The sequence below is a fragment of the Tepidiphilus baoligensis genome, from assembly GCF_012911495.1.
In the GTDB taxonomy this organism is placed as follows: Bacteria; Pseudomonadota; Gammaproteobacteria; order Burkholderiales; family Rhodocyclaceae; genus Tepidiphilus; species Tepidiphilus olei.
Genome location: NZ_JAAAUB010000001.1, coordinates 162,226 through 185,729 on the forward strand (window position 1 = coordinate 162,226; position 23,504 = coordinate 185,729).

19 protein-coding genes and 1 pseudogene are annotated in these 23,504 nt (G+C 65.4%); 2 read left to right on the plus strand and 18 right to left on the minus strand.

What is annotated here, in order from left to right; translation table 11 throughout:
• Positions 1 to 120: 120 nt before the first annotated feature.
• Both glmU and glmS read left to right on the plus strand, forming a co-directional pair.
• Positions 121 to 1,488 (plus strand): bifunctional UDP-N-acetylglucosamine diphosphorylase/glucosamine-1-phosphate N-acetyltransferase GlmU, encoded by a 1,368-nt coding sequence (gene glmU / locus GV368_RS00810; protein WP_142809929.1) that lies wholly within the window; start codon positions 121 to 123, stop codon positions 1,486 to 1,488.
• A gap of 4 nt (positions 1,489 to 1,492) precedes the next feature.
• Positions 1,493 to 3,324: pseudogene (glmS, locus tag GV368_RS00815) on the plus strand (glutamine--fructose-6-phosphate transaminase (isomerizing)).
• A gap of 10 nt (positions 3,325 to 3,334) precedes the next feature.
• Here the strand turns inward: glmS and GV368_RS00820 are convergent.
• From GV368_RS00820 to GV368_RS00905, 18 genes are all read right to left on the minus strand, one after another.
• Complete coding sequence (locus GV368_RS00820) at positions 3,335 to 4,432, minus strand: NADH:flavin oxidoreductase/NADH oxidase (protein ID WP_169114655.1); 1,098 nt, start codon at positions 4,430 to 4,432, stop codon at positions 3,335 to 3,337.
• A 171-nt stretch (positions 4,433 to 4,603) separates the two neighbouring features.
• Complete coding sequence (locus GV368_RS00825; RefSeq protein ID WP_169114657.1) at positions 4,604 to 5,836, minus strand: DUF3322 domain-containing protein; 1,233 nt, start codon at positions 5,834 to 5,836, stop codon at positions 4,604 to 4,606.
• Positions 5,837 to 5,883: 47 nt separating this feature from the next.
• Positions 5,884 to 7,683 carry a GmrSD restriction endonuclease domain-containing protein gene (locus GV368_RS00830; protein WP_169114659.1) on the minus strand — a complete coding sequence of 600 codons (1,800 nt, stop codon included), beginning with the start codon at positions 7,681 to 7,683 and terminating at the stop codon, positions 5,884 to 5,886.
• 61 nt (positions 7,684 to 7,744) lie between these two features.
• Positions 7,745 to 11,140: an ATP-binding protein gene (locus GV368_RS00835; RefSeq protein WP_169114661.1), complete on the minus strand. Its 3,396-nt coding sequence runs from the start codon at positions 11,138 to 11,140 to the stop codon at positions 7,745 to 7,747.
• On the minus strand, positions 11,133 to 11,810 hold the full coding sequence (locus tag GV368_RS00840; RefSeq protein WP_055422723.1) for a DUF4194 domain-containing protein: 678 nt from the start codon (positions 11,808 to 11,810) through the stop codon (positions 11,133 to 11,135). The genes GV368_RS00835 and GV368_RS00840 overlap by 8 nt, the downstream gene beginning before the upstream one ends.
• A 26-nt stretch (positions 11,811 to 11,836) precedes the next feature.
• Positions 11,837 to 13,309, minus strand: a complete 1,473-nt coding sequence (locus GV368_RS00845) for a DUF3375 domain-containing protein (protein WP_055422491.1) — start codon at positions 13,307 to 13,309, stop codon at positions 11,837 to 11,839.
• 15 nt (positions 13,310 to 13,324) lie between these two features.
• On the minus strand, positions 13,325 to 16,048 hold the full coding sequence (locus GV368_RS00850; RefSeq protein WP_169114663.1) for a DEAD/DEAH box helicase: 2,724 nt from the start codon (positions 16,046 to 16,048) through the stop codon (positions 13,325 to 13,327).
• On the minus strand, positions 16,045 to 16,263 hold the full coding sequence (locus GV368_RS00855; RefSeq protein WP_169114665.1) for a hypothetical protein: 219 nt from the start codon (positions 16,261 to 16,263) through the stop codon (positions 16,045 to 16,047). The genes GV368_RS00850 and GV368_RS00855 overlap by 4 nt, the downstream gene beginning before the upstream one ends.
• Entirely contained in the window at positions 16,260 to 16,781 is a 522-nt protein-coding gene (locus GV368_RS00860) for a zeta toxin family protein (protein ID WP_169114667.1), read from the minus strand. The genes GV368_RS00855 and GV368_RS00860 overlap by 4 nt, the downstream gene beginning before the upstream one ends.
• A 3-nt stretch (positions 16,782 to 16,784) precedes the next feature.
• Positions 16,785 to 18,392, minus strand: coding sequence for a site-specific DNA-methyltransferase (locus tag GV368_RS00865; protein ID WP_169114669.1), 1,608 nt, complete (start codon positions 18,390 to 18,392; stop codon positions 16,785 to 16,787).
• On the minus strand, positions 18,307 to 18,741 hold the full coding sequence (locus GV368_RS00870; protein ID WP_169114671.1) for a type II toxin-antitoxin system RelE/ParE family toxin: 435 nt from the start codon (positions 18,739 to 18,741) through the stop codon (positions 18,307 to 18,309). Before GV368_RS00870 ends, GV368_RS00865 begins: the two co-directional genes overlap by 86 nt.
• Positions 18,742 to 19,011 (minus strand): type II toxin-antitoxin system ParD family antitoxin, encoded by a 270-nt coding sequence (locus tag GV368_RS00875; RefSeq protein ID WP_169114673.1) that lies wholly within the window; start codon positions 19,009 to 19,011, stop codon positions 18,742 to 18,744.
• Positions 19,012 to 19,091: 80 nt separating this feature from the next.
• Positions 19,092 to 19,937 carry a glutathione-dependent disulfide-bond oxidoreductase gene (gene yghU / locus GV368_RS00880; protein ID WP_169114675.1) on the minus strand — a complete coding sequence of 282 codons (846 nt, stop codon included), beginning with the start codon at positions 19,935 to 19,937 and terminating at the stop codon, positions 19,092 to 19,094.
• A gap of 72 nt (positions 19,938 to 20,009) precedes the next feature.
• Positions 20,010 to 20,324: a DUF2442 domain-containing protein gene (locus tag GV368_RS00885; RefSeq protein ID WP_169114677.1), complete on the minus strand. Its 315-nt coding sequence runs from the start codon at positions 20,322 to 20,324 to the stop codon at positions 20,010 to 20,012.
• Entirely contained in the window at positions 20,311 to 20,559 is a 249-nt protein-coding gene (locus GV368_RS11685) for a DUF4160 domain-containing protein (RefSeq protein WP_142809953.1), read from the minus strand. The genes GV368_RS00885 and GV368_RS11685 overlap by 14 nt, the downstream gene beginning before the upstream one ends.
• Positions 20,560 to 20,569: 10 nt before the next feature.
• Entirely contained in the window at positions 20,570 to 21,259 is a 690-nt protein-coding gene (locus GV368_RS00895) for a LutC/YkgG family protein (RefSeq protein ID WP_169114679.1), read from the minus strand.
• Positions 21,256 to 22,662, minus strand: coding sequence for a LutB/LldF family L-lactate oxidation iron-sulfur protein (locus GV368_RS00900; RefSeq protein ID WP_169114681.1), 1,407 nt, complete (start codon positions 22,660 to 22,662; stop codon positions 21,256 to 21,258). The genes GV368_RS00895 and GV368_RS00900 overlap by 4 nt, the downstream gene beginning before the upstream one ends.
• A 13-nt stretch (positions 22,663 to 22,675) precedes the next feature.
• Positions 22,676 to 23,446: a (Fe-S)-binding protein gene (locus tag GV368_RS00905; RefSeq protein ID WP_142804849.1), complete on the minus strand. Its 771-nt coding sequence runs from the start codon at positions 23,444 to 23,446 to the stop codon at positions 22,676 to 22,678.
• Positions 23,447 to 23,504: the final 58 nt, after the last annotated feature.

Genomic DNA, 23,504 nt, shown 5'->3' on the forward strand with positions numbered 1-23,504 from the left:
ATTATAGGTCGTATAAGTAGAATGAACAGGCCGGTGCGTAACGTTCGTAAACGTTCATCCCGTCCGCTCGCAGCAGGGTCTACGCGATAATTCCCTTTTCCCCGCCAAGGAAGGACGACGATGGAAGTGGTGATCCTGGCCGCCGGCAAGGGCACGCGCATGCGCTCGCGCCTGCCCAAGGTGCTGCAACCGCTCGCCGGCCGTCCCTTGCTCGCCCACGTGCTCGACACGGCCCGAAGCCTCGATCCGCGGCGTCTGCTCGTCGTCGTCGGGCACGAGGCGGGGCAGGTGCGCGAGGCGTTTGCGGCGCAGGGCGATCTCGTGTGGGTGGAACAGCACCCCCAATTGGGCACGGGGCACGCGCTGCGCACGGCGCTACCCTCCCTCGGCCTGGAAGACGTGGTGCTCGTGCTCTACGGCGACGTGCCGCTGTTGCGGCCGCAGACGCTCGCGCGGCTGCTGGAGGCGGCCGAAGGGGGCAAGGCGCTGGCGATCCTCACCGCGCGGCTGCCCGATCCCCGGGGCTACGGGCGCATCGTGCGCGACGCGAGCGGGCGCATTTGCGCCATCGTCGAGGAAAAGGATGCCGATGCGAAGGTGCGCGCGATCGATGAGATCAACACCGGCGTGATGGTCTTGCCCGCTGCCCGCCTCCCCGGTTGGCTCGAGGCGCTCACCAACGCCAACGCCCAGGGCGAATACTATCTGACCGACGTCGTCGCTGCCGCGGTGCGCGAGGCCGTGTCGGTGATCGGCGTAGAAGCGGAGGATGCGACGGAAGTGGCCGGCGTAAACGACAAGGCGCAGCTGGCCGAGCTCGAACGCCTCTATCAGCGGCGCGAGGCCGAGCGGCTCCTGCGCGCCGGGGTGACGCTGCTCGATCCGGCGCGGCTCGAGGTGCGCGGCACGCTCGAGTGCGGCCTGGACGTGACGATCGACGTCGGCTGCATCTTCTCCGGCCACGTGGTGCTCGCCGACGGGGTGCGCGTGGGGCCGTACTGCGTGCTTTCCGACTGCACGGTGCTCGAGGGGGCCGAGATCCGGGCCTTCTCCCATCTTGAAGGCGCCGAAATCGGGCCGCAGGCGGTGGTCGGCCCCTACGCGCGCCTGCGCCCCGGTACCCGGCTGGCGCAGGGCGTGCATGTAGGGAATTTCGTCGAAGTGAAGAATTCCTCCCTCGGGCCGGAGACGAAGGCGAATCATCTGGCCTATCTGGGGGATGCCGAGATCGGAGCGCGCGTCAACATCGGCGCGGGCACCATCACCTGCAACTACGACGGGGCGAACAAGCACCGCACGGTGATCGAAGACGACGCCTTCATCGGCAGCGACACCCAACTCGTCGCCCCCGTGCGGGTGGGGCGCGGCGCGACGCTCGGCGCGGGCACGACGCTCACGCGCGACGCGCCACCCGAGGCGCTCACCGTCTCCCGGGCGCCGCAGCGCACCCTTTCCGGCTGGCAACGGCCGACCAAGAAAAAGGAGTAGCACGATGTGTGGAATCGTCGCGGCCATCGGCCGCGCTTCGGTGGTGGACATCCTGCTCGACGGGCTGGCGCACCTGGAGTATGGGGCTACGACTCGGCGGGACTGGCGCTGATCGACGGTGAAGGCCGAATCGCCCGCGCCCGGGTACAGGGGCGGGTGGCCCAGCTGCGCCGGCTGGTGGCCGAAGAAGGGCTGGACGGGCAGGTAGGCATCGCCCATACCCGCTGGGCCACGCACGGGGCGCCTTCCGAGCGCAACGCGCACCCCCACGTCTCGGGGACGGTGGCGGTGGTGCACAACGGCATCATCGAGAATTTCGCCGCCCTGCGCGCGCGCCTCGAAGCCGAAGGCTACGTCTTCACTTCCGAGACCGACACCGAGGTGATCGCGCACCTCGTGGCGAGCAAGCGCCGGGCCGGCGCGCCGCTCTTTGCCGCAGTGCAGGCGGCGATGCGCGAGCTCGAAGGGGCCTTTGCCATCGCGGTGCTCGACGCGGCCGTGCCGGGCGAGGTGGTGGTGGCGCGGCGCGGCTCCCCCCTCGTGCTGGGCTTGGGCGAAGAGGGCGTCTATGCCGCTTCCGACGTCTCGGCCTTGGTGGCGCAGACGCGCCGCGTGGTCTATCTGGAAGAAGGCGACTGCGCCCGACTCACCCTGGAAGGCGTGCAGATCGTCGACGAATCGGGCGAAACGGTAGAGCGACCGGTGCGACTCACCCACGTCACGGCCGACGCGGTGCAGCTCGCCGGCTACCGCCACTACATGCAAAAAGAGATCTTCGAGCAGCCCGAAGCGGTGGCCGATACCCTGGAAGCCGTGGCCGGCGGGGCGCGGCTCGGCCCGGCGCTCTTCGGCCCCGAGGCCGAGGAGACGTTTGCCGCCATCGACCGCGTGCTGATCCTCGCCTGCGGCACGAGTTTCCACGCCGGCATGGTGGGGCGCTACTGGCTGGAAGAGTACGCGGGGCTGCCCACCACGGTGGAGATCGCCAGCGAATACCGCTACCGCGTCTCGGTGCCGGATGCGAAGACGCTGGTGGTGGCGATCTCCCAATCCGGCGAGACCGCCGACACGCTCGCCGCCTTGCGCCACGCCCAAGGCCGGGGAATGACGCAGACGCTGGCGATCTGCAACGTCCCCGAATCGGCCATCGTGCGCACGGCCAGGCTCGCCTTTCTCACCCGCGCCGGCCCCGAGATCGGCGTGGCCTCGACCAAGGCTTTTACCACCCAGCTCACGGCGCTCGCGCTCCTTGCGCTCACGCTCGCCAAACAGCGCGGGCGGCTGCCCGAGGCGGTGGAAGCGAACCGGTTGGATGCGCTGCGGCGCCTGCCGGCGGCGCTCGGGCGCGTGCTGCAACTCGAACCCCAGATCGAGCAATGGGCGCAGCGCTTCGCCGAACGCCAGCACGCGCTCTTTCTCGGGCGCGGCACGCATTGGCCCATCGCCCTCGAAGGCGCCCTCAAGCTCAAGGAGATCAGCTATATCCACGCCGAGGGCTACCCGGCCGGCGAGCTCAAGCACGGGCCGCTCGCGCTCGTAGACCGCGAGATGCCCGTAGTGGCGGTGGCCCCGCGCGACGACTTGCTGGAGAAGCTCAAGTCCAACCTGCAGGAAGTGCGCGCCCGCGGCGCCGAACTCTTCGTCTTCGCCGAAGATGGCAGCGGCGTGGGCGGGGAAGAGGGCGTGCACGCCATCGTCGTGCCCTCGCACGACGCCATGCTCGCCCCCATCCTCCACGTGGTGCCGCTGCAGCTGCTGGCCTACCACGTGGCGCTCGTCAAAGGGACCGACGTGGACAAGCCGCGCAATCTCGCCAAGAGCGTGACGGTGGAGTGAGGGAGCGATCTCACGCCCTGCCGTAGCGCTCCAGCCAATGGGCGTAGGGCGCCGGCAGAACCCAGGACGGCCGCTCTTCGCCCAGTTCCAGCGCCGCCTTGTAGGGCCAATGCGGATTGGCGAGGTGGGCGCGGCCAATCATGACGAGGTCGAGCCGTTGGTGCGCCACCGCTTCGTTGGCCGTGGCCGGCACGTCGATGCCCCAGGAAGAAGCCACCGGCAGGCCCGTGGCCTCGCGCACCCGCGCCGCGATCGGCACCATGAAGGCCGGCGCCCAGGGAATCTTCGCCGTCGGCGTCGAGAAGCCGATGCTCACGTCGAGCAGGTCGAGCCCGAGCTGACGGAATGCGCGCGCCAGTTCGATGGATTCGGCAAGCGTCTCCTCGTCGCGGCCGTCGAACTCGATCACGCCGAAACGCGCCGTGAGCGGTAGCCGCTCGGGCCAGACTTCGCGCACCGCCGCCAGCGTCTCACGCAGGAAACGGCCGCGCCGTTCGGCGTCTCCGCCGTAGGCATCGGTGCGCCGGTTGGCGTGCACCGAGAAGAAGCTCTGCGCCAGATACCCGTGGGCGAAGTGCAACTCCAGCCATTCGAACCCGGCTTCCAGCGCACGCCGGGCCGCCGCCACGAAGTCGCGCTGCACCCGGGCGATGTCTTCCAGCGTCATCTCGCGGGGCACGCGCGGCAGGTTGGCGCCGAAGGGAATGGCCGAAGGCGAGATCGGCGTCCAGGCGCGGGGATCGCTCTCCGGCAGATGGTCGTCCCCCTCCCAGGGGCGATTGGCGCTCGCCTTGCGGCCGGCATGGGCGATCTGGATGCCGGGCACCGCGCCGGCTTTCTTGATGCCGGCGGCCACCTGCGCGAGCGCCTTCGCCTGAGCATCGTTCCACAGTCCCAGGCAATAGGGCGTGATGCGCCCTTCGGGTGAGACGGCCGTCGCCTCGACCACCACCAGACCAGCCCCACCCCGGGCGAGGCTCGCGTAATGCACCGTGTGCCAATCGTTGGCCACGCCCTCTTCGGCGCTGTACTGGCACATCGGCGAGACGGCGATGCGGTTGCGCAGCCGTACTTCCTTGAGCGTGAACGGGGAAAACAGAGCGGACATGGGGGAAGACTCCTCTTGGGAAAGAATATGGCGAAGGAACTGGGTGGGATCAGTGTAGGCAAGGGAGGGGGATTTGGCAAACGAGATGGGCGAACCATGGGGCGATGCGTTTCGAGTAAATCAGGCCTTACTGCAATTTTGGTCAAAAAACTAATGGAATAAATGGCATTTTTATTTCTGCCTGGGCAGACGAGGTTCCGGGGGAAGGGCGGTCAAGGGAATGCGCGCCAGTCGATCGCACAGCCAGCCAAAGCCCACGCGTTCCTGTTCCAGCCGCAACCGGGGCTGGTGGCGATCGAAGCGGAGGTCGTCATACACGGCCGCCTCGTCGGGCGTGAGACGCGGCAAGTCGTGGCGTGCCGGGTCGGCTTCCTCGCCCCAGTGCATACGGTGGGCGAGCAGCGTCTGTCGGTCCATGAGGAAGGACGCCGCGCTCGGGAAGTGGGCGCGCAACTGGTCGAGGATGGCGAAGCCGTGGGTGTCGAGGTCGCCCCAATAGAACAACTGGCATCGGTGCAGCCAATCGGTGCGCGCCAGTGCGTCCCAGCCGTAGCCGGCGCCGAAGATCACGATGGCTCCGGTCACCGGCGGAAAGGCCAGGAAGTTGGTCTCGTTCTCGGTGATGAAGACGCGAGCGACGGGCAGGTGAAGCGCCGAAAAACTAGCGGCGTCGAGCGTGAGGTCGGGTAGCTGCTGCGGCACGTCCTGACAGCCTGGCAGGCTGGGCAGCGCCGGGTCGAGCAGACGAAACCGGATTCGCACCGGCTTGTCGAGGAAGCCGAATCGACGGGCGAACCGGGCGGTGCCGGTCGCGGCGGCGTCGATGGCCTCGGGTGGCAGGGCCAGGTCCAACAACTCGGCGAGCACGCCGCGGTGGGTCTCGATGAACTTGCTGTCCACCCTAGGTGCGTCCACCTGGCGCAAATACACGCCCGGGCGCGGATGGGCCTGCAGCCAGGCCACCACCGCCAGCAGGCGTTCCCAACGGTCGGCGAGCTCCAGTGCCTGGATCGGCCGCCGGGACAGCCATGCCATAAGCATGGGCTGCGCGGCAGCCGTCTGCTGCCAGAGCGCCTCGAACCGCTGCGCCTGACGCGCCTTGCCAATCAAGGCCAAAGCATTCTGCACGGTATCGAGCCAGACGGCGGCAGGGAGACGCTGCATTCCTTGCACACGGTGGTTCCACTCGCGCCATTCGATTCGAACCTGCGGGATCTCGGCAATGGCGCGCACCCAGTCGCGCACGGCATCGAAGCGATCGGAGAGGTCCGAAGCGCTGGGCGTCTTCAAACTCAGACGCAAGGGCCACGCCATGGCGTCCGTGACCGTCGCACGCAGCAACTCGCCCCGTTCCCACAGGCGTTGCACCTGGGCGCGTAGGTCTGCCGGCGTGGTCCAGCTCATGGGATAGCGCGGGTATTGTTCCAAATCCTTGCCAATTTATTGAAAATTCAGAGTCTTTCGTAGTAAGCCCGGATTTTCGCTGCCATCGACTGTCGACGCTGCTTGAGAAATTCCTCATACTGAGCGACATCCATGTCCATGATGGATTCCGGCACGCAATTGGTCGCAAGATTGGCTTTGAGTGTTGCCTCGTCGTCGATCGCGCCGTATTTGAGTGCACCGCCCCGACACTGCTGCAGTATTTCAGCGAAATAGTCACGCGGCGGCTTGTTGCCGATTTTGATATTGATCTCTTGCTGGGTGTAAGCGAAGTTGGCGATCTGATTGTACTGGCTTGGGCCTAGCCCGGCTTTTTTCAGTAAATCGCGCGGGAAGATGTGATGGATGTCGCCCATGTGGCTGACCAGTTCGCGTACCGTGATGTCCTTGGATAATAAGCCGGTGTCGTTCGCACGAACCTGCGCAGCAATGAACACCCAGAAATAGGGGCTGCTGGTGCCGGAAGTTTCCAGCTGCTGCACTAGACCCACATCCCAAAATGCCGGCGACAGGTCGGCTTGTTCCACCTTGGCTAGGATGTCGCCGAAATCGCCCGCCGCGATCCGACGAATGTCTTGGTCGAACTGTGTCTCGGAGGAACCAGTGTAGCGGTTTGTCAGTATCGACATGACGAACCAGCGTCGCACGAAGGATTCTATCTTTCCGTCATGGATGCCCTGTGCGCGCAGCCGCAGGTAAACGATGTAGGCAAAGTTCAGGGCGCCTCGGGTGCGAATCATCTCGCGGGTGATGAAGCCCGCCGACTTGATGATCATCACGAAGCGCTTGAAGTGGGACTCATTGATGAAGTTGAGCACCCCCTCGTTTAGCTTGGCGAAAGACGCTTCGGCGATGGTCTCTTCGTAGTTTTTGGTTTCGAAATTGCGGCCCGAGAGCAGGCTGACCAGATCAGCGAGCTTGCCGCGCCCAAACTGGCTGGTGAATGCCACCCTCAGCAGATCATTGTAGTTGGGGTCGTAGAGATCATCGTTCTCGTGGCGCAGCCAAGCCATTTTCTGTAAGTAAGACGACGCCGAGAATTCGGCATCGTTGTTCTTGATGTGGTCGTAAAAGTCGGGCGCTACCGCTAAATGACAGAAGTAGTCGATGCACTTTCTGAGCATCTGGCCGCCATAGCGCGTGTCGGCGGCGATTTTGGACATGGCGAAGTCCGCTTGGGACAGCACCGCGCCTTTTGAATTGATGCGGATGAAGATTTCCGTAACGGTCTCGATGTCCAGGTCGTGGGATAACTCGATGAGGCCGATCTGCTTCTTGGCGATGTCGGTGAGGTTGGCGAGCGCCTCCTCCACCTTGTCCTCGTCGGCCTGCGGGTTGGCCTTGAGATAACTGCGAACCGCTTTGGTCAGCTTGATTTCGCCGCATACCATGGGCGCAATGTCAACGATCCACGCCGTGTTTCTGGCGATGGCGGCGTTGCTAACCTCGAAGCGCTCCTCGATGGGGTGGAAGGCAATCGAGATGCGTACCTTTCGATAATCTTTGTTGATGACCGCCTGCCCGAGCATTGCGGCCGTGAGCGCCGTGACGCGCTGCTGGCCGTCGATCAGGATCATCCTGCCCGCAGCCGTGCTGCCATCTTTGAGTTTCACGTCCGGATTGCGCCAGGCGATCAGATAACCCACCGGGAATCCCTGATAGAGCGAATCCATGAGGTCACGCACTTGGGAGGCATCCCAGACGAAAGGCCGCTGGATTTCCGGGATGGCGATCTCGCCCTCACGCACATTGGCGAGCAGGCTTTCGATCATGTATTGGTTGACAGCGTATTTCTGGGTTTTCTTCATAGGCCACCTCCGTGTGGGCTTGATTCGGTTGGCATGGTATATGCATTTCCGCTCTTTTACGTCATGTTTCGGATTTTTTACTTCTTTCTGCGCTGCCTTTATCGGCCTTCTGCGCCCGGTACTCTTCGATCGTCAGGCAACGCAGCCGTGAGTCGCGCCCGCCCTCGTTGTGCACGAAGCCGACGCTGGCCACGAAGGGCTCGATGATGTGGATTTTCTGCAGCGGTGTGACGATCAGCAGTTGCAGGTTGAGCTGCTGGAAGAGGCGCAGCCCGTACTGCGCAGATTCGTCCGAGCCGCGCCCGAAGGCCTCGTCGATCACCACGAAGCGGAAACTGCGCGAACGCACCGCCCCCCATTCCAACCCGAACTGGTAGGCCAGGCTTGCCGCGAGCACGGTGTAGGCGAGCTTTTCTTTCTGTCCGCCCGATTTTCCGCCCGAGTCGGTGTAGTGCTCGTACTCGGCACCGTCGGCGCGCCAGCGCTCGCTGGCCGAAAACAAAAACCAGTTGCGCACGTCGGTGACCTTGGCGGTCCAGCGCCGGTCGGCGTCGGTCAGGCCTTCGCGGCCCCGGAAGCGGTCGATGATGGCCTTGACCTGCAGGAATTTGGCCTCCGAATACTGCTCGTCGGCCGAGCCGGTGAGCGCGCCGGAGGTGGCCGCGCGCAAGTCCTGCTGAAAGTCGCGCACTTCGGCGTCCGGACTGGGCTGCGCGATGAGCTTGATGAAGCGGCCGGGGTTGTAGTCGATGGCGGCGAGCGACTGGTTGATGAAGTCGACGCGCTCCTTGATCGTCTCCCGCTCGCGGGCGAGCTGGGCGTTGAAGTTGGCGATCTCGTTGATGGTGTTGACGTTCAAGAGCTCCTTGAAGCGCGCCTCGAAGCGCGGCAGGTCGTCGCTCTGCAAGCTGGCGAGCAGGCGTTCATACTCCGGCAATGCCGCGAGTGCAACGTCCATTTCGGCCGTCTCGGCCTTGAACTCCTCCTTGAAACCGCGCATGGCATTGACGATGCGCTCGGTAAGGCGCGCCAGGCGCTTGTCCTCCATGTCGATGCGAGCCTGCAGCCAGTCGCGCAGCTCCTGCTCGCGGTTGTCGCATGATTCGACCGTGAGTTGATGCTCGCCCAGCGCCTGCGCACGCCAGGCGTCCAGACGCGCGATCTGCGTTTCGGTCAGCGGTGCGTCAGCCCAAATGGTGCGGGCCTGATCACACAGTGTTTGCGCCGCCTCTTTCCTGGTGGCGACCGCCGAGCGCTTGTCGCGGGCCGCGTCGCGCTGGCGCTCTACCTCCGTAAGCCGCCCTTGCACCGCCTCGAGCTGGCGCGCCAATTCTTGCAGCGCGTCGGAGGCGGCTTCCAGCCTCGCCCGTTCCTCGGTGAGATCGCCGATTCTCCGAACCAGGCTCATCCAGTCGATGTCGGCAAAGCGCGTGAATTCTTCCAGCTTGCTGAGGGCATCCAGCCGGCCGCGCAGTTCGTGGCGCGCTTGGCTGATCTCGCCGATGCGCTGCGCAAGCAGGGCGAGTCTCGCCTCCAGACGTTCCCGCCGATCCCGCAGCGCCCGCAGCTTGTCGGCATTGCTCCAGCCGAGCACGTAGCGGCTGCGATCGTCGATGCGGCTGCGGTCGTCCTTCTCGTGTCGTCCGCTCGGGTCCTTGATTTGTCCTGCACGCGTGATGGCGCGTGCCTCGCGGCGAAACTGCTCGCCGGTGTCGCAGCAGGCCACGTCGAAGCGCTGGCGCAGTTCCTGTCCCAGCCACTCGGAGTGCGGCGAATCCGGCTTGATGGCGAGCTTCTTCACCAGTGACTGCGGATGCAGCGCCACGCCCGGCGCCGCCTTTCGCGGACGCACATGGAAGTACACCAGCCGGGCACCCAGATGCTGGCGGTCCACCCAGTCCACAACGGCCTTGTAGTGCGCCTCCGGCACCAAGAGCGAAAGGCCGAAGCCATGGAGCAGCCGTTCGGCGGCACCTTCCCAGTCGCGTTCGTCCTCGCGCACCTGGATGAGCTCGCCCGCGAAAGGCAGTTCGTCTTCGGTGATGCCCAGCGTCGCGCACAGCGCATCGCGGATGCGAATCTGGGCGGCGCTGATGTTGCTCTTGCGCCGCTGCAGACTGTCGATCTCATCGGACAAGACGGCGTGCTCTTCACGACCCTTGCGGAAAGCAAAGTCCTCCTCGCGCTCGCGGTTGTCCAGGTCGGCAATGCGCTCGCGCAAGCCTTCGGCGCGCTGGGCGATGTTCTGCTGCTGGGCGAGAAAGCCGGCTTCATCGGCCGGCGCTGCCTCGTCGATGCGCGCCAGCAGCGTCTGAAAGCGATCCGATTTCTGCTGGCGCTGGATCTTTTCCTGCTCCAGACGGCGCATCTCCGCCGCCAGCTCCTCCAGGCGGTCGCCGCCGTTGTCGCGCAGGGCCCGCTCCAGGCGGCCAAGCTCGATGCGCTCGGTTTCGCGCTGAATGTCCAGGCGCTCGATCTGCGCGTCGAGCCGGGCTGCATCCTGCGCCAGCAGACCGAGGCGGCGTTCCAGCAGCTCGCCCTTCTGCCGGGCGAAGTACGGCCGAAGCTGGTCGCGCGCCTCCCGCCAGCCCTGGATCTCGGCCGAAAGCCGCTGGTGACGCTTGCCGTCCTCGGCCAGGGGTGTGAGCAAATCCACCTGCCGCTTGGCCTTGAGCACCGCCTGATGCGCCCGGTCCAGGTCATCGAAGTGGCGGATCAACGCCTCGATGCGGCTGCCCACATCGAAGGGCTCCAGCATGTGGCTGCGTACGAAGTCGGTGAGGTTGCCCACCGACTTCATCGAGACGGTCTGGTGGAAGAGCTCCAGCGCCTGCTCGTGCTCGATGCCGAATCGACGGCGGAACCAGGCGCCGTAGGGCGGAAAGCTGTCGAACAGTTCGCAGCCCGCACCGCGCAGCTTCTTGCGCAGCGCCGTGATGTCACTGCCAAAGCCGCTGAAGTCGTCGGCGAGGGTAAGTTCGCGCTCCGCGGCTACGAACAGGCGCGCAGGCTGGCCCTGCGGATCCTTCAGCCAGAACACCTGCGCGAGCGTCACTGCCTGGTCGTAGCCCTCGTTGCGGAACATGCCGAGGATGACCGAGTAGCTCGACGCATCGCGCAGCGCCACAGGGCGGGCAGTGCCGGTGACCTCGTTGCGCTCGCTCTTGTAGTGGCCCAGCACGTAGGAGCGCAGCGAGCGCTCGCGTGCGTCCGCCCCGGCCGCCTTGTTGTAGGCCACGCGCTGCGCCGGCACCAGCAAGGTGGTGATGGCATCGACCAGCGTGGACTTGCCCGAGCCGATGTCGCCGGTGAGCAGGCCGTTGCGCCCGTCGAGCTCCAGGCGCCACACCCGCTTGTCGAAGGTGCCCCAGTTCAGCACCTCCAGCCGCTGCAGCCGAAAACCCACGCGGCTGTCGTCGCCCACGAAGTCGAGGTCGAGCGTTGACACTTCAAGCATCGCCTGCCTCCTTGGCGGCACCGGACGACAGCGCCGTGCGGTAACCCTCCATGCGCGCGTCGAACTCGGCCAGCCATTGCGCATCCACGAAGGCTTTCAGGATGCGCCGCACCTCGTAGTGCCCCCGGTCCTGCACACTGCCGGCAGCAGGCTTGAGTCGGCGCAGAAAGCCCAGATCGACCACCTTGGCGAGAGTCGCGTCCACCTGGTCGATCAGCCGGGCCTCGTTGGTGCCATCGGGCAGGAACACTCGCATCAGCTCGGCAATCTCGTCGCGCGAGAGCACCAGCCGCGTGTCGCCGCCACCAGCGTCGAACTCGGCCAGGCGCTTTCTGAGCAGCGCCAGCATCAGGCTTACCGGGTAGGACAGAGGCCGGCGCGCAATGAGCCGAGGCAGGCGCGGTGCGCCGTCGGCTTCGTCCGGGTCTGGGCGGCTTTTGAGGAACGCGAAGCCCTCGGCTTCGTCCAGCACCAGCTCGAGCAGCAGCACGGCGGCCTGTTCCCTGACGCGCGCCTGCAGGCGCAAGAGGCTCTCCCACAGCCGCTCGTCGTCGTCGCGGTAAAGGACGCCCTTGAGGAGGTGCACCATTAGCCGCGACAGCTCGGGCACGGCCGGCGGTGCGCTGGACGGCACGTCCATCGTGCTGTCGTCGTTCAGGGCATCGCTCATCATATCCATTTTTCCCCCAGCGGATTTCAGCGCGTGAAAATCACCCGCGGCAGGTGTGCCGTGCGCATCACGGTCTCGCCCGCGGCATCGCTGCCCTGCCAACGAATCGTCTCGGGGTGAGCATCATCCACCACGACCCGCCAGCCGTTCGGCGCATCACCGGCATCAGCGGCGTGGGCTAGCTCCAGATAAGCCACCAGCTCGGCCAGACCCTGGCGCAAGGGCTCGGCCTCCAGCAACTCGCGCAGTGTGATCTGCGGTTGGCAGCGCAGCGCTCGCTGCACGGCTGACCGCAGGCGTGCTTTGTCTACCACGATCTGGTCGAACAGACGCGCGGTATCGATATCATCCTTGCCGGCGACGAGTGCCAGATCGGCCAGACGTTGCTTCTCGCTCGGCGTATACAGGGGACGCTCGAACGGTAGTTCTACGTCCGCGCCCATGGCGTCGATGTGCATGACCGTGCCGGCGGGCATGGCCTTGCGCAGTGCCAGCGCCTTGCTCTCGATGCCGTGCAGCAGGTCGAGGATGCGGCGGTGCTCAAGGAATGCTCGGTCGTCCAGAAAACGGCGCAGCTGCTGCGAGAGCATCGCCACGGTGCGCTGGGTGTGTTCGCCGGCCTCCATCCAGTCGTAGTGCACTCGGCGCGTGCGCGGATCCGGTGCAAGCTGCGCGACCGCGGGCAGTGCCAGCACCCGATCGAGCCGTTCGGAAAGCTCCTCCTGCCGCCGGCTGGACATGAGGAAGTCCCAGAACGCGCGAAAGCTGCGCCCCTGGTCGGAGTTGCCGATGGCGTCGCGCTCGCCCATGATCTCGTCGAGCAGCTCGCCCTTGGCGCCTTCCCACAGCGCGATCTTCTCGCGCACCTTGCGGTCGAGCTGGCGGAAGTTGTGCTCCACTTCGCGAAAATCGGCGAGCAGCTCGCGTGCCAGATGCTGGAACTGCAAGAAGCGATCCTTGACCGCCGTGTCGTCCAAGAGCGGTACCTCGCCTGCCAGCACGCGGGCGATCTCGGCGTCGAGCGCATCGCGCTTTTTGCGCAGTTCCTTCACGCGCTTGGCCGGGTCGGCTTCGGTTCCGGCGCTGATCTGCTCCAGCAACGCGAAGAGCGTCAGCAAGCGCGATTCGGTGCCGACGAACGGCCGCTCGGTGAGCGTCTGCAGCCATGCGATCGCTTTCTCGGCGGCCGGCGTCAGGTCGAACTGCGCCTCGTCCGTGCCGGGCTTGTAGAACTTGCGCAGCCACCCCTTGTCGGGTGCAGCCCAGTCGTTGAGGTAGTCCAGGGCGCTCTTGGGGTAGGCGTCAGGCCCGAGCTGTTCGCGCAGCGCATAGAGATCATCCTCCAGCGCTTCGACGAGGTCGACCTCCGGCATTACCCGCACGTTAGGTGCTACGAACACCCGGTGCAGAAAACTCGCCACCAGCGGCGCGTACGGCGAAGCCAGCAGCCGCCAGGCGGGATGGCGCTCGCGCAGGAGGGAGAGGGTGGCGTGGTCCATGGTGACGTCACGGACTCAGCGCTGCGGAACCGGCAAACGGTTCAGCTGCGCCTCAATCCAATCCCATCGCCTATCCGTGACCATCACGAATCGGCAGCGCCCTTCAGAAAGATTCGCCCACAGGCCGCCGATCAGGCGGTCATTCTCGGCCCCGTTCCAACGATCCGCACCCTTGTATTCAACCGCGAGAATCGGCCCGGGCTGACCTGCCACATCTGGTAACTGGCACAGGAAATCCGGGTAGAAGCGGCCGTCGGCTTTCTGCAGGAAGAAGGAGCAGCCTTCGCGGCGCACGAGATTGCGCACCCAGAACTTGATGCGGCCCTGCTGTGCCCATATGTCCAATTGGCAGGCACATTCGAACTCCTCTTTGCTGTCGAAGTCGCCGATGCGGCCGTAGAAGTGCTTGCGGAAGTCGAAATGCCCGAATCGTCCGTCGTAGTCGCGACTGGGCGCATAAGCCAGGGCGTGAAACTCGAAGACGTATTGGTCGCTCACTGCCACGCGCGAGGCCGCATCGTCACCGAATAAGGTCTGCTGGTACGCCTTGCCGACAGCCTGTTTGCGCAGTTCCCGAATACGCGCTTCGATCAGATTGCGGATCAGGAACTTCTGCAGGTTGACGCGCGCCAGCGTGAAGCCGTCCCGGCGCAGCAAGGCCGTGAGCCACGCGGCGACGAACGCCTGCTTGTTCTCATGGGTCAGCGACGGTTCGGGCAGGTTGCGGCACAACCAGGTGGCGAGGCGTACTTCGTCCCAGTGTTCGGGTGGATACACGAGACCCAAGTCGCGCTGCAATTCGGGCAGGAAACGCGACACCACGTGACCACCCGCGTCGACGTCGATTTCGCCGCCCTCGGCCACCTTGAGCGCCGCACCCAAGGCTGCGAGTTCGCCGGCCGTCGGTTCGGCGTCGTAGAGCGAGAGGTTCCACGGATATTCGAGCACTTCCGGATCGTCGAAGAGCTGCAACTTGCCCTGCACGCGCAAGGCCAGCTGCGGCACGCGAAAGCGCTCACCCTGTTCGGCCGGTGTCTGAAAAAACTCGATCGCCGTCGTGCGGCTCTTTTCGGCAGCTTCCTCAATGGCCGCGGCTGCCGTTGCGGAAGTGACCGATGCCTTGAGCGCTTCGGTTTCATCTTCCGAGAGCGGCGCGTGCAGGGTCAGGGTGTTGAGCGCACTGTCCCAGCTCAGTTTGTCGCGCACCGGTTTCGGCACGCTTTTGAGGTCGGGCTTTTCCGGCAGCGTCACCGCCACCGGCCGCACCACCACACGCCCGGCGTGAGCTTCCAGGTCGAGACGCGCCTGCTCCGGCAAAGCCGCAGCCACGAATTCGGCCACCTCGCGCCGCTCGAAGCCGGCCCCGGCCACCAGCCGGTCGCGCAGCGCGGCCGCTGTTTCGGCAAAGTTGCGCGACACCACGAATGCGTAGGATTGATTGAGGCGCTGGTTGGCAAAGTGGCGCGCGTTCGGCTGGCGCAGGATGCGCCCCAGCAGCTGTTCCACCGCCGTGGCCGATTTCAGCTCGGCCATGCTCACCAGAATGTAGGCAAACGGGCAATCCCAACCCTCGGCGAGCGCCTTCTGGGTGATGACGAATTTCACCGGACAGGCGGGGTCGGCAATCCCTTTGGGGTACGAGGCGTCGATGCTTTCCAACCCCTTTTCCTCACCCGTGGCCACGACGATCTCCTCGGGCGGAATGCCGTGGTTGGTGATCAGCTCGTTTTTTACCCGCGCCACATCGAGCGTTTCCACCCCGGCGCGGCGAGCTTCGGCCTGAATCAGCACCACCGGGCGCAGGTAGGGCGCGCCAGCGCGGCGGGCTTCCTCCGCCAGCCGGTGCAGCGTCTCGCGCCGGGTGAGCGCATCGGCGAGGCACTGCTGCCAGTTCGGCTCGGTTTCGAGCAACACCGGCAACTTGATCATTTCCTCCGCTTTCAATTCCGCCGCCGAGACGCTGTGCAACACGTTGCTCGGCGTGCGCGTGAGATCGGGCGTGGCGGTGAGCTCCATCACGCCGCTCGGGCGAAAGCGCGCCAGCATGTCGAAGGCGAGCTCCGTGCGGCTGTTGTGCGCCTCGTCCACGATCACGAACGGCCGGCGCAGGCGCAGCACGTTGGCGAGCGAATAGGGCACGGTGCGCTCGCTGCCCTCGCCCTCGGAGAGCAGGGCATCGCGCTGGCTGGGCACAAGATTGTCGAAGTGGTGCATCAGCGCGCCGCTTGACTGATACACCTTGCGGCATTCCTCGTCCTCCACCTGAAAGGCTTGGCGCGTGGCGACGATCACCGTGGTGGACGTGTCCAGCGTGGCGCGCGTCACGCTCTTGGCTTCTTCCAGATCGAGCACCGTCACCGGCCCCGCCTCGCGCAGCGCGGCGTGATAGGGATGCGCACGATCCTTCAGCGCCTTGAGGGTCTGCTCGCGGATGGGTTTGCTCGGCACCAGCCACAGAATCACGCTGTACTGGGAGCGCAAGAGATGGGTATTGACGAGTTGCACGCTTTTTGCTGCGAGCCAGGTCTTGCCGCCGCCGGTCGGCACGCGCAGGCAGAAATACGGCATGTCCGCCGGAAAGCCCACGAGCGCATGGTACGGATTACCGCGCCCCCACAGGCGTTCGGTGGTGGCGGTGAAGGCGAGCGAAGGCGAAGGCAGCTCATGGCACGCCGTGAAGTAGGCCTGCACGCTGTCCAGCACCTGCTGCTGGTAGGTTTTGGGGGTGAAGGGGGTCATGGCTTTCCTGCGTCGGGCGCGTGCGGTGCCTGCTGGCGCTGCAGCGGATCGAGCTCCGCCGGCCGTACCGCCTCGATCACGCCAGCACGGCGGATGATGATGGCCGTACCGGTGCGGGCCGCGATTTCCCAGGCACGCGCGGCAGCGCGTTGCATGGCCTGACGTGACAGGCGCAAGTCCTCATCCAGCGCGGTTTCGATCGGTCGTGGATTCATGGCTTTTCGCTCCAGTCGAGCAGCACCGGCGTGGCACCGGCGTTGTCATACAGCGCCCAAGCGTCCACCAGCGGGGCGTACAGGCGCTCGAAATTTTCCCGGCCGGCCGCAAAGCGGCGGCGGATCGTCGTCTCGGGAATGGCGTGTCCGCCTTGACGGACGCGCTGCGCGACACGGGCTATGGCTTCCTCGGGGCTGTCGAGCTGCAGAAAAATCAGCTTGACCCGGTAGCCAGCCGCCTGCCAGTCGCGGATGTGGTGTACGTAGCCGCGCCCGGCGAGCGTGGTCTCGAACGCGAAACTCTCGCGAGCCGCGAAGTGCCGCGCGAGTTCCTGCAACATCAGGCGGCCGGCCTGTACGGCCGCCGTCTCGGGCGCAAAGGGCGCGAGTCCGGCGGCGATCAGGTCGGCGTTCACAAACACCGGGCAGCCGGCCTCGTTGGGCAAGAATTCGCGCGCAAACGTGGTTTTGCCCGCGCCGTTTGGCCCGGCAATGATGATGACCTTGCGCGCCTGCATGGCTCACACCTCCAGCGCGTAGGGCGTTTGCTTGAAGATGATGCCCTCGCGCGCCAGCCGTGCGTTGCCCAGGCGGCAGGCGGCGGCGTAGATCACTTTTGGGCCGGCGAAGGGCGGCAGCGCCTCGAACACGGCGCTGGTGAGCACGTTGCCGCCGTCCGCCGATTTGTCCTTGAGAATGCCGTTGTAGAGGAGATAAATGGCCCGGCCCTCAAAGATGCCCAGGAGCGGCGAGTCGGCTGTGCCGCTAAAGCCCGTGCCGGTTTCCACGAACCAGACGAATTCGGCGAGCTGGGCAAAGGTCACGTCGCCGCGGATTTGGCCGTCGGCGTCGAACAAGGGCTCGGGGCAGAGGCGGCAGAACTGGAATCCGCCGCCCAACCCTGCCACCGCCTGCCCCTTGGCATTGGTGTAGCCCTGCGCCACCCGGCGCACGCGCTCGGCGGTGACGTTTTGCGCGATGCCCGGGTCCATCTCGACCAGGATGAAACGGCGCTTACCGCCGTCCTCGGCGTTTTGTTTCAGAACCGCGTGGGCCGTGGTGCCGGAGCCGGCGAAACTGTCGAGGACGAGTGAATCCTTGTCGGTGGCGATTTGCAGGATGCGCTGAATCAGGCGGGTAGGTTTGGGGGTAATGAACACGTCGTCGCTGGAGGCGAAATCGACCAGTTCGAGCAATTCTTTCTTGGCTTCCTGTGTATGGCCTACGTCTTTATAAAACCAAAGCGTCTGTGGCACGACCCCTTCTTTGACATCGGACAGAAACCGCTTGAGCCTTGGCATATTGTTTCCATCCTCGCCCCACCAAATACGCCGATCACGATCAAGTTCCGCGAATTTTTCTTTGGATACGCGCCAATACATTCCACGGCCGGGGCCGGGAATAACACGGCCAGAAGGGCACGTTACTGCATACGTGCCTTCGCTGTAATAGTTGCGCGCCTGTAAATCGCCAGACGTCCACGGGCCACGTGGATCATTGTCGGGATTTTTGTACCGTGCTTTTGCCTCTTCGGCACGAGGTATGAGATTTGGCTGCCATTTATCTGCATTTGCCGCATAAACAACGATATAGTCGTGATCTTCAGAAAGGTGGCGCGCACTGTTCTTCGGTGCAAATACCTTTTGCCAAATAACTGTAGCCACGAAATTCCTCGCCCCGAACACCTCATCCATCAACAACCGCAGCGTCGCCACCTCGTTGTCGTCGATCGACACGAAAATCGCGCCGTCTTCACGCAGGAACTGCCTCAAGAGCACGAGGCGCGGGTACATCATGCACAGCCAGCGGTCGTGGCGGTCGAGGGTCTCGCCTTCCTTGCCGACCACCTCGCCCAGCCACTTGCGAATCTCCGGGCTGTTGACGTTGTCGTTGTACACCCAGCCCTCGTTACCGGTGTTATAGGGCGGGTCGATGTAGATGCACTTCACCTGACCGGCGTAGCGCGGCAGCAGGGCTTTGAGGGCGTGCAGGTTGTCGCCCTGCACGATCAGGTTGCCCGAATCGGCCGGGCCGCAGGAGAGATCAGCGACCGGCTCGAGCAGGCGAAAAGGAACGTCCCGGTGGTGTTTGACGACGGCTTCTTTGCCGATCCAGTTCAATGTTGGCATGGGCGCTCATTTCGTGGAGGGGGAAACCCGGCAGGCGTCGCGTTGCCGTTGAAATTTTTTCGGCGAACTGTGCGTCGATGTCCATGGCGCCGTGCAGCACCCGCACGATCCGCACCAGGCCAGGCTCTTCAAAAAACAGCACGAGGTAGTTGCCGTAGGCGCATGAGTGGAGGCCCGGGCCGAGCTCTGGCCGTGGGCGATAGGCTTTGGGGGCTTGCGCGATCTTGCGGCACTGCGCACGCAATTCGCACACGAAACTCACCGCCCGGCGTGGGTTCTGCCGGGCGATGTAGTCACCGATGGCTTCGAGATCCGCTTCGGCCTGCGGCAGAAAGATGAGCCGTGCCAATCAGGTTCTTTCGGCCGCTTCAGCCATGGCGAGATACTTCGCTTCCAGCCGGTCGAACACCTCTTCCTCCGAAAGATCCGGTCCGCTGGCCAGACCCACCGCCACGGCTTCGCGCAGGGCTTGCAGCTTGGCCGCTCGTTCGGCTTCGTGCTCTTCGAGCAGGCGCAGTCCGGCGCGCACTACTTCGCTGGCGTTGTTGAAACGGCCAGACTCCACCTGCTGGCGGATGAAGGCCTCGAAATGGGGGCCGAGTGCCACACTGGTCGGCATTGCGGTGTCTCCTGATGACTAACAACAGTTATTAAAGTCGGCCCGCAGTCCCTTGTCAAGGTTCGTCTTGCCGCAAGCGCTCAGGAAACGAGGAAATCTTCCGGTCCATGCCGCTCGGGCAGGCGCAGTTCTTCCGGTCCGCGGATGCGGTTGACGCGTCGGCCGCGCTGGACGGCGGGGCGCGCGGCGATGTCGTTCGCCCAGCGCACGACGTTTGCGTAACTGTGGACTTGCAGGAACTCGGCGGCGTCGTAGAGGTTTTCCAGGATGAGGCCGCCGTACCAGGGCCAGATGGCCATGTCGGCGATGGTGTATTCGTCGCCGATCATGAAGCGGCGTTGGGCGAGGTTGCGGTCGAGCACGTCGAGCTGGCGCTTGACTTCCATGGCGAAGCGGTCGATGGGGTATTGCAGCTTGATGGGCGCGTAGGCGTAGAAGTGCCCGAAGCCTCCGCCCAGGTAGGGGGCGGAACCCACTTGCCAGAAGAGCCAGGAGAGGCACTCGGCCCGCGGAGCACCCGAGGCGGGGAGGAATTGGCCGAATTTTTCCGCTAGATAGACCAGGATGGCGCCGGATTCGAACACCCGCGTCGGGGGATTGGTGCTGCGGTCGAGCAGGGCCGGAATCTTGGAGTTGGGGTTGATGGCGACGAACCCGGTCGAGAATTGCTCGCCTTTCATGATGTCGATGGGCCAGGCGTCGTATTCGGCGTCGGCATGACCGGCTTCGAGCAGCTCTTCGAAGAGGATGGTGACTTTTTGGCCGTTGGGCGTGCCGAGCGAGTAGAGCTGGTGGGGGTGCTTGCCCACGGGCAGCTCGGCTTCGTGCGTGGGGCCGGCCACGGGGCGGTTGATGCTGGCGAATCGTCCGCCGCTGGGTTGTTCCCACTTCCAGACGCGCGGCGGGGTGTAGGCTTGATCGGTCATGGGGGACTCCATTGTCGGGGTAGTAAAAGACGAGGGCAAACGTTCACGGATTCTGCAACCTAGTGCTCCGTTTCAGCCATGAATCAGGGCAGTCCGCGAACTGAATTCACCTTGCAACACGGCGGGAAGAAAGAGATCGACATCGCGTCGTGGCCAATGCAGCCCCAGTCCAGAGGGGCTGATTTCGATGGCGGCAAGCTCTTCTGCCGTGGCATCGCCCAATCCGGGAACGCGGTCCGGAGGAAAAGAAATTTCCACGCCCGTATTGAGACCAATGACGATGCGGTTTTTTGTAGGGTCATAGTGCGCCGAGAGCGCATGGCCGCGTTGCCGCAATTCCTCCATCCTTTGCTGGGCCTGAATGAAAGATTCTTCAGTAATCTCCATGAATTTGCCTCCATTGGTGGCAGAGTGTAGCCAGCCGGTCGGCCAGCATTTTCCGGATTCGGTTGAGTGACTGTCGATCGAATCCGAAGGTGAGCCGAAGTTCTGGCGGACCGTCGGGGCAGTGCAGGTCGAAAGTCGCTTCTCGCCCGCTGTCAATTATATGGACATGGGCTGGACGGTGATCGTTCGTATAGATGACGATCCTCAAAGAGCCTTGGCGCAATACGGTCGGCATCCGGGCACCGTCATTCTGAAAAAATCACCACATGCACCCGTCTCGGTCCATGCGCGCCGAGCTGGATCGTCTGTTCGACGTCGCCCGTGCGGGAGGGGCCGGCGACGAAGTTGATGGTGCGCGGCAGCCGCTCGCGCCAGTCGCCGCCAGCGGGAGCGAGGTGGTGGCGCAGGCGCTGCCAGAGGTCTTCGAAGTGGCGCACGATGGTGGCAGCGTCGAGTAGGATGAAGTGGTTGTCGGGCACGAAGAGGTGGGTGACGGGGCTTTCCGGGCCGGAGAGGAAGGCGAGGTTGCCGACTTCGGCAATGCCGGCAAACGCGAGGCTCACGGCGCTCTGGGTGTCGATGCCGGCGGGGCCGGGGTCGAGGGACCAGTCGGCGGGCCAGGGGAGTTCGAGCAGGGGCCGGGCGGCGTGGGTGGGGGGAGGGAGGTCGTGTTCGCGGCACCAAGCGACGAGGTGCTCGACCGCGGATGCTTTCGTGGGCACGAGGGCGCTGGTGCCGCCGCGGGCTTCCCAGCGCCGGCGCCAGCGTTCGACCAGATCTTCGTCGGGCACGGCAATGCGCGGGTGCACCGGGGGCAAGGGGAATTCGGGCGCGGGCGGGGCGGCGTCACGGCCGAGGTTGCGGCGAATCGCGCCGAGCACGGTGTCGCGGCGTCGGGCGGCGAGGGCGGGGTCGAGGGGATCGGGTTCGTTCATTCGTCGCGGCCTTTGGCGTGCCAGAGTTCGAGGAAGGTACGGCCAGCGGGGGCGGGGAGGTCGCGCGCGTCCGTCCAGGCGTGGAGCCCCGCCAGGCGGCGGATGCGTCCTTTGGGTCCGAGGGTGGCGAGCAGCCGCACGGCGAGGCGTTCGAGCCCGTGGTAGAGGGCGGGGCGTTCGGCGACGCGCCGCCACAGGGCCTTGACGCGCTGCTCCGCCGGGGGGTGCAGGCCGTCGCGCTGCTGGGCGTGGCGTACTTCGCGGATGAGTTCGGGCAGGGGGATTTTCACCGGACAGACTTCGCCGCAGCGGCCATTGAGGGTGCAGGCGTTGGGGAGGTCGTAGGCGGTGTCGAGCCCGACGAAGAGCGGCGTGAGCACCGAGCCCATGGGGCCGGGGTAGACCCAGCCGTAGGCGTGCCCGCCGATGGCGCCATAGACGGGGCAGTGGTTCATGCAGGCGCCGCAGCGGATGCAGCGCAGCATGGGGCGCCAGGGGCCGCCGAGCATGCGGCTGCGGCCGTTGTCGACGAGCACGACGTGGTATTCCTGCGCTCCGTCGGGATCGTCGGCGCGGCGCGGGCCCATGGAATAGGTGGTGTAGGTTTCGCTGTCCTGGCCGGTGGCGCTGCGCGCGAGCAGCCGCAGGAAGAGGGTGGCGTCTTCCAGGGTGGGGACGACTTTTTCGATGCCGGCGGTGACGATGTGCACGCGGGCGAGCGACTGCGTGAGGTCGCCGTTGCCCTCGTTGGTGACGATGACGGAGGCGCCGGTCTCGGCGATGAGGAAGTTCGCGCCGGTGATGCCGACGTCGGTGCGGAAGAACTTGCGCCGCAGCTGCAGTCGCGCCTCGGTGACGAGCTCGGGGACGGTAGTCTTCGGCGGGCCGCCGTGGTGTTCGGCGAAGAGTTCGGCGACCTGTTCCTTGGTCTTGTGTACGGCCGGGGCGATGATGTGCGAGGGGGGTTCCTTGGCGAGCTGCACGATGTATTCCCCCAGATCGGTTTCGATCACTTCGAGCCCGTCGGCAGCGAGCGCTTCGTTGAGTCCGATCTCTTCGGAGACCATGGATTTGCCCTTGGCCACCGTCTTGGCACCGGCGCGCCGGCACAGGGCGAGCACGATGGCGCGGGCTTCTTCGGCGTCGCGCGCCCAGTGGACCTGGCCGCCCACGGCGCGTACGCGCGCTTCGAAGCGTTCGAGCCAGAGGTCGAGCTCGGAGAGGATCTCGTCCTTGCGGGCGCTGGCGGCTTCGCGCAGGGCCTCGAACTCGGGGACTTCGGCGATGGCCTTGGCGCGCTTGCCGATGAACCCGTCGGCGGCTTTGGCGAGCGCGCGCTGCAGGTTGGGGTCGTGCAGCGCGAAGGTGGCGCGGGGGACGAATTCACGGGTACGGATCTGCATGGGGTCGCTCCGTTCAGGCCTGGCCGATGCCGGGGCCATCGGCCAGGCCGGCGAGCACTTCGACCGTGTGATAGACGCGCACCGGGGCGCAGATGCGGGAAAGCCGACCGGCGAGGTGCAGGAGGCAGCCGAGGTCGCCGCCGAGCACGACCTCCGCGCGAGTGGCAAGGAGCCGTTGCACCTTGTTCTCGGCCAGGCGCTCGGAGAGGGCGGGGTATTTGACGCTGAAGGTGCCGCCGAAGCCGCAGCAGACTTCGCGCTCTTCGGCCTCGACGAGTTGCAGCCCCTCGACGCGGGCAAGGAGCGCGCGTGGCGCCTCGCGGATGCCGAGCTGGCGCAGCCCCGAGCAGCTGTCGTGGTAGACGACGCGATGGGGGAATCGGCTGCGGATGTGCTCGACGCCGACCCGTTCGTGGAGAAAAGTGAGGATCTCCCAGGATTTGTCGGCGAGCGCCTGGGCGCGGCCGGCCCAGAGCGGGTCGTCGCGTAGCAGCCGGGGGTAGTCGTACTTGAGGGTGGCAAGGCACGAGCCGGAGGGAGCCACGAGGGCGTCGAAGGCCTCGAACTGGGCAATGGTGCGGCGGGCGAGCGCCCGGGCGGCGTCTTCGTCGCCCCCGTTGTAGGCAGGCTGGCCGCAACAGGTCTGCTCGCGCGGAACTTCGACCCGCCAGCCGGCGTCTTCGAGGAGCCGCGCGGCGGCGAAGCCGATGTTGGGCCGCATCGCGTTCATCAGGCAGGTGGCGAAGAGACCGACGGTGCCGGCGCGACCAGGGGGAGAGGACATGGGCAGCTCGCTCCAGAAAAGTTCTTTGCGTAGGATAATGAGAATCGATGGGCCCGGC